The sequence below is a fragment of the Kitasatospora sp. NPDC001683 genome (assembly GCF_053596495.1).
The window spans coordinates 25,081-31,876 of the sequence record NZ_JBSFGK010000091.1; the positions used below are offsets into that span (position 1 = coordinate 25,081).

The 6,796-nt window shown below is 71.9% G+C and carries 7 protein-coding genes and 1 pseudogene; 6 read left to right on the forward strand and 2 right to left on the reverse strand.

The window, feature by feature from the left end:
* Positions 1-85: 85 nt before the first annotated feature.
* Entirely contained in the window at positions 86-997 is a 912-nt protein-coding gene (locus ACWCYO_RS33055) for a serine/threonine-protein kinase (RefSeq protein ID WP_449786282.1), read from the reverse strand.
* 85 nt (positions 998-1,082) lie between these two features.
* On the opposite strand from ACWCYO_RS33055, the gene ACWCYO_RS33060 reads away from it, so the two are divergent.
* The 3 genes from ACWCYO_RS33060 (at position 1,083) to ACWCYO_RS33070 (ending at position 3,224) form a co-directional block, all read left to right on the forward strand.
* Positions 1,083-1,628: an RNA polymerase sigma factor gene (locus ACWCYO_RS33060; protein WP_449786283.1), complete on the forward strand. Its 546-nt coding sequence runs from the start codon at positions 1,083-1,085 to the stop codon at positions 1,626-1,628.
* Complete coding sequence (locus tag ACWCYO_RS33065) at positions 1,625-2,446, forward strand: hypothetical protein (protein WP_270145470.1); 822 nt, start codon at positions 1,625-1,627, stop codon at positions 2,444-2,446. The genes ACWCYO_RS33060 and ACWCYO_RS33065 overlap by 4 nt, the downstream gene beginning before the upstream one ends.
* A 94-nt stretch (positions 2,447-2,540) precedes the next feature.
* Positions 2,541-3,224 carry a hypothetical protein gene (locus ACWCYO_RS33070; protein ID WP_270145468.1) on the forward strand — a complete coding sequence of 228 codons (684 nt, stop codon included), beginning with the start codon at positions 2,541-2,543 and terminating at the stop codon, positions 3,222-3,224.
* 69 nt (positions 3,225-3,293) lie between these two features.
* On the opposite strand, the pseudogene ACWCYO_RS33075 reads toward ACWCYO_RS33070, so the two are convergent.
* Positions 3,294-3,490: pseudogene (locus ACWCYO_RS33075) on the reverse strand (LLM class flavin-dependent oxidoreductase); the annotation flags it as partial.
* Positions 3,491-3,570: 80 nt separating this feature from the next.
* On the opposite strand from ACWCYO_RS33075, the gene ACWCYO_RS33080 reads away from it, so the two are divergent.
* The 3 genes from ACWCYO_RS33080 to ACWCYO_RS33090 all read left to right on the forward strand — a co-directional run bounded on the left by ACWCYO_RS33080 (position 3,571) and on the right by ACWCYO_RS33090 (position 6,395).
* Entirely contained in the window at positions 3,571-3,885 is a 315-nt protein-coding gene (locus ACWCYO_RS33080; protein WP_270145467.1) for a hypothetical protein, read from the forward strand.
* Between the two features lie 32 nt (positions 3,886-3,917).
* Positions 3,918-5,162 carry a hypothetical protein gene (locus ACWCYO_RS33085; protein ID WP_449786284.1) on the forward strand — a complete coding sequence of 415 codons (1,245 nt, stop codon included), beginning with the start codon at positions 3,918-3,920 and terminating at the stop codon, positions 5,160-5,162.
* Positions 5,163-5,336: 174 nt separating this feature from the next.
* A complete protein-coding gene (locus ACWCYO_RS33090; RefSeq protein WP_449786285.1) occupies positions 5,337-6,395 on the forward strand; it encodes a hypothetical protein in 1,059 nt (352 codons plus the stop codon).
* The last annotated feature ends 401 nt before the right edge of the window (positions 6,396-6,796 follow it).

A 6,796-nucleotide genomic window follows, 5' to 3' on the forward strand; every position in this document is an offset into this window, starting at 1 on the left:
GTCAGCGGCCAGGATCCTTCACGCGTTCGCGGCCGGATTCCTCTCCCGAGCACGACCGCCGGTGCGGACCGGCCCCCTGCCGGATTCAACGCTGCAGCCAGCTCAACAGGGTCGTCGCCGTGAACACCGTGCCCGACGCCAGACAGACCGCGCGCGGGGTCAACCACCCGGGGCCCTCCAGGGGCTGGGGCTGCGGGACCGGAGCCAGCAGCGCGTCCGCGAAGGCCTGGGCGGTCGGCGGTCGGTCCGCCGGCTCGACGGACATCGCGGCCCGTAGCAGCAGGACGACGTTCGGTGGGAGCTCCGTTCCGGCTGGGAACGCCGGCAGCGTCGAGGCGGTCGGCTGGTCGGTCATCAGGGCTGTGGCGCGTCCGCCCGGGCCGAACGGCTTCTGCCCGGTCAGCAGCTCGTAGGCCACGACGGCCAGCGCGTACACGTCGGCCCTCCCGTCGAACCCGCCGGTCTGGAAGGCCTGTTCCGGTGCCATGTACGCGGGCGTGCCCGTGGTCACCGTCAGCCCGGATGCGTCGGCCAGTTGCTTCGCGCTGCCCAGATCCGCCACCAGCACCGCGGCGGGCACAGGGCCGGTGGCGAGCAGCAGGTTGGACGGCTTGACGTCGCGGTGCACCACGCCCGCCTCGTGCAGGACCTGGACCGCGTAGCCCGCCTCCGCGGCCAGCCGCAGCGCCTCCTGCGGGTCGCACTGCCCGACCCGGTCCGCCAGGGTGCCGCCGCGTACGTAGTCCATGACGAAGTAGGGCCGGTCCTCCTGCACCCCGACGTCGTGCACCCGGACCACCCGCGGGCTGGCGATCCGGCGCAGCAGCCTCGCCTCCGCCAGGAACCGCTCGCGCACATCGGCGTTGGCGGCCCAGTTCTCGGCCAGCACCTTCACCGCGACCTCGGTGTCGAGCTCCGGATCGTAGGCCTTCCAGACCGTCGCGAAGGAGCCGGCTCCGAGCCGCTCCAGGAGGAGGTAACGGCCGAGCTTGCGCATGTGGCAGCATTCTGCCGGAGTCAGGGCGTGTGCGGAACTCCGTTCGACGGGTGGGATGCAGGCGGGACGAAACGGGGGGATCCGGATGTTCGAGGAAGGCGAGCTGGAACGGCTCGTGACGGCGGCTCAGGCGGGCGACCCGGGGGCGATGGAGCACCTGCTGGCCAAGCTGCGGCCGGTGGTGCTGCGCCGCTGCTCGCGCTTCCTGCCCCACCACGCCGACGCGGAGGAGGCCGCGCAGGACGCGCTGCTGTCCATCAGCACGCACCTGGGCAAGTACGGCGGCCACGGCTCCTTCCAGGGCTGGGTGACGGTGATCGCCTCGAACGCCGCCCGGTCCACCTACCGCTCGATGCGCCGGCGCGCCGAGGACAGCCACGCCGACCTCCCCGAGTCCGTCGACCCGCGCACCACCAGCGTCATCGCCGGGACCCGGCTCGACCTGATGGAGGCGCTGGCCGCGCTGGAGCAGCAGCACCCCACCCTGGTGGAGGCCTTCGTGCTGCGCGACCTGGGCGACCTGACCTACGTCCAGGTGGCCCAGGTGCTGGACACCCCGTTGGGCACGGTCAAGGACCGTATCCACCAGGCCCGCCGCTTCATGCGCGAGCGCCTGGTCACCGGTCCGTGAAGGGCGGCCACGCCGTCGTCCGGCCCCGGTCCGCCGTCGTCGCCCTGGTGGCAGCCGCCGCGCTCGGGCTGGCGACCGGCCGGTTCGTCCTGCCACCGCCCGCCGGCGCCACCGCGCACCCGGCAGCGCGGTCGGGTGCCGCGGTCGGCGGGGCGTCCCAGGGCGCGTCCGGTCCCGCGAGGCCCGGCGGGTCCGTCCCGACGCCCGCGTCCTCGGCCTCCGGCTCCGCCTCGCCGACCGATGCGACCGGACCGGTGACGACCGCGAACCTCCTGGAACCCGCGGCGTTCAGCCCGGACGTGGGCATCGGGCAGATCCGCGTCACCGACCGGTACGGCGACGGGGTTTACGCCAACTCGGCCTGCGCCGGCGAGAAGAAGACCATGGGCGGGCCCGGCGCCCACTCCCGCGAACTGGTGACCAGCCCCCGTACCAACCCGGGCGACCCCCCGCCGGTCGCCGACCGCGTCGACAATGTCGCCCGCGAGGTCGTCGCCGAGGCCCCGAGCCCTTCCCTGGCGCAGAACCTCACCGAGCGCCTGCTGCTGGAGGAGGTGCCCTGCAAGGAGGAAACGCCAGGGCACTGGGTCTACGGAAGGACCACGACGCTGCAGCTCGCCCCGGACGTCACCGCGAGCTGGATGGGCGTCTACCCCGGAGACTTCAACACCACCGGCAGGGCGCCCGAGGGCAAGGAGCCCTGCGGCGGCATCGCCGTGCTGCACAGCGGCACCCACTACGGGGTGCTGGAGGTCGAGGCCTGCCTGGGCACGGCCGCGATGGACCGCGTCGTCCGGACCGCTCTGTCACAGCTGTGAAACAGCGGGCCATGGCTCCAACTTCCCCTCCACCGGCGGCATCTCCCCGGTTGTACGAGGACGCAGCAGGCGTCCCGACCAGCAGGGGGACCAGATGACCCAGAACCAGACCGTCCAGCAGAAGTCCGTTCGCCGCAACCGGCTCGCCGCCGCGGCCTGCTTCGCCGCATCACTGATCACCGTCAGCGTCGTCGGCACCCAGTCGGCCACCGCCGACGCGGCCGCGCACAACACCGCGCGCCCGGCTGCGGCCGCGGTCGCCGCGCCCGGACTCGGCTCCGCCGACCTCGTCCAGAGCGAGGACTTCCAGAAGGGCATGAACCCGGTCGGCGCGACCGTCGCGCTGACCGGACGCCAGGGGCTGTCCGCGTGCTCCGGCGAGGAGACGATGCGCGACCTGACCAAGGACAAGGCCACCGCGTACGCCTCCGTGGACTGGACCTTCGACACCCACGGCATGCTGATCGAGTCGGCCGCGAACGCCCCCACCGGGACCGTGGCCGACACCTGGGAGAAGCAGCTCGTCGCGCTCGTTCAGGACTGCCAGGACGAGCCCGCCGGCCACTGGTACTACGGCGCGGCCCACACCCTGACGGTCACCGGCGGCACCGCCCGCTGGTACCCGGCCTACAACGGCGACGGCACCGCCAGCGGCGGGACCGCGGTCCTGCGCAGCGGCACCCGGGTCGCCATCGTGGACCTCACCGGCCAGCCCGCCGACGCCCCGAACTACGTCGAAGGCATCGCCACCGCAGCACTGAACCGCCTCTCCTCCTGAACGGCGGCCCCGCTCCGCCCGCGCCGCCGGGCGGAGCGGGGCCCGTCCGCAGTGTGTTCTCGCAGGTCAGACCGTGATGGGTGAACGGGGCTTGACCGAGGTCACCAGCGTCCCCAGCCGCAGCCGCTCGGTCGCACACGGGACGACCGCCAGGACAGGTGGTCGTAGGCGTACGCGGCATGGAACCCGAGGTCCTCGGCCCGCCGCCGGATCTTCTGGCCGTCGCTCCACCGGTGGATGGGCAGGATAACGGCACTCAAGCGCATGCGGTGACGATACGCGCGCAGATCGACGGGACCTCGGACCGCCCGCAAGACGACGCGAGCCGGTTGGCTAACGTGGCGCCATGGGCACGTTGAGCAGGCGAGAACTGGCCGCGCTGGTCGAGGAAGCGACGGTCGACACCTACGACGAACACGAGGAGGTGTCGGCTCTGTTCACCGCCGTCGAGGAGAACCTGGCGGTGCCCTTCAGCACCTCGGTGCTGGGCGTCGAGGTGATCGTGCGCGGCGTCGACCTCTCACGGGACGGAAGGATCGTCGCCCTGTGTACCCGCGATGGGTTCCGGCAGACGATCGGACTGCTGGACCTTCCGTTGCCGGACCCGGCTCCGGACGGAGCGGAGTGGGTCGAGGCATATCGCCACTACTGGGCGCAGTGAGCGTCGGAACGCTCAGGACCGGGAGGGATTCCATGGCTGCCGTCGCACGGAACGAGTACGAGGCGTCGTTGCGAGGTCTGATCGAACGCTGCGCCGAGTTGAAAGGCGAACTGGTCGATTTCGGCCGGAGTGCGCGCTTCGACCGGTCGTTGACGCCCCTCCTCCTGGAGGCCGCCGGGCCCCGGCGGCAGTTGGAGGAAGGCGATGCGATCCGGATCATCGACGACTTCATCCTGCGGTACCGCCTGCCGGACGGTTCGACCGTGGTGGACCGGTTCGTCGCCGGACGACGGGACTTGACCGAGGCCGACCGGGAGATGCTGCTCGGGTGGCGTGACCCGGTCGAGGGCATCTTCGAGATCCGGCGCAAGGACGGGGACGCCGTCGTCCTGCTGAACCTGATCGACGACCTCGAATACCGCACCTACTCGAACGTCGGGCGGGCGGCCTTCCGCGGAGTGTCCAAGGGGGGATTCCTGCACACCTGCCTGGTGCCCGTCCACTCGGCCGACGGGGCGTGGCTGATCTCCGGGATGATGTCGCACTATCCGAAGTCCAGCGCCACCGAGATCGCCCGGGCCGCGCTCCAACTGGCCACCGAACACCCCTCATTGGTCTTCCACAACCCCGAGAAGATCGAGCAGGGATGGCACTCGATGCGGGTGGACCGGGCCGCGTTCATCGAGTTCTGCGGCAGCGACGAGCTGGTCCTTCCCCCTGCCGAAGCCGAGGACCGGCTCAACGCCTACTACCGGCACCGGCAGGAGGCCGCCGTCGCCGCGCACCCCGACCGCGCCCGGGGCAGGCGGCTCCCCGGTCTGGCCTTCCCGGCCTTCGAACTACCGCGAGGACTCGCGGAATCGGACACGGTCGGCGTCATCTACGACGAAGTCGACGGGCTCAACTTCTACCCGGACTACGGCATGCTGCGGGACCTCTTCACCGACCCGGCCCTCCCGGGCCGCAGGCATCACCAGGACCTGCTGCGTACGTACCTGCGCGAGGAGTCGATCGCCCCACTGCCGATCCGCCGTCTGGCCGCCGCCCACCCGGAGACCGTCGACGAGGTGTTCCGGAAGCTGCTGCGCAAGCCGGGATTCACCTGGACCGACCACGGCGAGGAACTGCTGCGCCGACGCAAGCGCCGGTACTACGAGCAGGAGCCCCGCCCCGGTGTCTCCGTGATCGGCGAACGCCTCAGCGAACTCGCCCGCGGCGCCCAGCGGCAGAAGTTCACCAGGGCGCGGCGTGTTCCGCGTCGACCTCGCCACCCGTAACCGTGAACGCCGGCTTTCGGTGAAAAACTTCTGGAATCCACCTGCAACCTCCGCGGGGGATGGACGTCTATGGGTTTGAAGGCGCGGAGAACGGACCCGCAAGCCCCAGGGCTTGCAACAGGGGCCGACCGCCTTCATCACAGGCAGCACGCCATACCCAGGGGGGATTCCGCCATGCGCACGTACCTTTCGTCCCGTTTCATGAAGAACATGGCCGTCGTCACCGCCGCTCTCGCTGTCGCGGGAGGCACCGCCGGTACTGCCGTCGCCGACCAGAGCGACTGCACCGGTCGGTCGGTCGTCGACCGCCCGGGTCAGCACCCGGTGAAGGATGCTCCGGCGCATCACGGTGACATCACGCTGAGCTACGACCACCCCGGCACCCCGCTGACCGTCGGCCAGCCCTGGGAGTTCACGCTCGACGAGTACAACGGGACCGGCGCCGACTACCAGAACATCGCCGTCGACCTGTCCATCCTGGGCTGGACGGAGGTCAGCCCGGGCCGACTCGGTGGGATGACCTCGCAGAACACCCACCTGGAGGCCCTGATCAACGGGGTCTGGAAGAACGTCCCGCTGCAGACCGGCTGCGACCCGGCGCTGGCGATCAACAGCACCCTGGTCGACCACTCACTGGCTGCCGGCGCCCGATGGAAGCAGACCTTCCGGCTGACGGTCGACGCCAGTGTCTCGCCCGAGCTGACGTCGTTCCTGTTCGGCGATTCCGTCACGGCGGACGGCAAGTGGCAGTACCTGAACTCGGATGGTGCGGCTCAGGCGAAGTACGACATCGCCCGCCCTGCGGCCACGGTCCCCCGGCCGGCCGCCCCCGCCACGCCCGCAGCAGCCGCGACCCCGGTGGCCGGCGTGCCGACGGTCGCCAAGACCGCAGCCCCGGCCAGCGCCGTGCCGACTGCCCGGACCACCCCGACCGCCGCCGCATCGGCCCCGGCCACCGAAGCGCCGGTGACCACCACGCCGGCCCCGACCACCGCCGCATCGGCCCCGGCCACCGAAGCGCCGGTGACCACCACGCCGCCGGCCCCGACCGCCGCCGCATCGGCCCCGACCGCGCCAGCCAGCCCGGCCGCATTGCGGCTCGCCCCTGTCGCCGCGTCCGCGCCCGCCTCCGGCTCGGGCGCCGCTCAGGGCATCGTCGCAGGTCTGATCGCCGCAGTCGGCGGGGTCAGCTCGCTGGTCGTCGTCCGGGCCCGCCGTCGGCGACGTGCGTAATCTGCAACGATCACGGGGTTTTCAGAGGGGGATCGATGTCAGCAACGGCTGCCGGCGTCCTGTCGGTCACGCCACTGGGGACCGGCCAGTCGGCCGGCCAGGCCATCGGCCGAGGTGTCCGGCTACTGCTGGCGGTGCTGTTCGGAACGCAGGCCGAGACGGTCGTTCCGCGCCGCCGGCGGTTCCAGCTGTTGCGCGGAGGCGCCGGCGGGGCCGAGGAAGGGCCGCGCCCGACCGTGACCGACCGTGCCTCGGAGCCCGTGCGTCGGACCGGCCGCGAGGCCGCCGCGTCTCCCGGCCGGGCCCCGAGGCGGGCCTGCGCCCCCCGGACCATGATGGCGACCGGCAGCCGCCCGCGATCGGCCAGTTCCTGCGCCTCGGCCCGCTAGGCACCGCGCTGC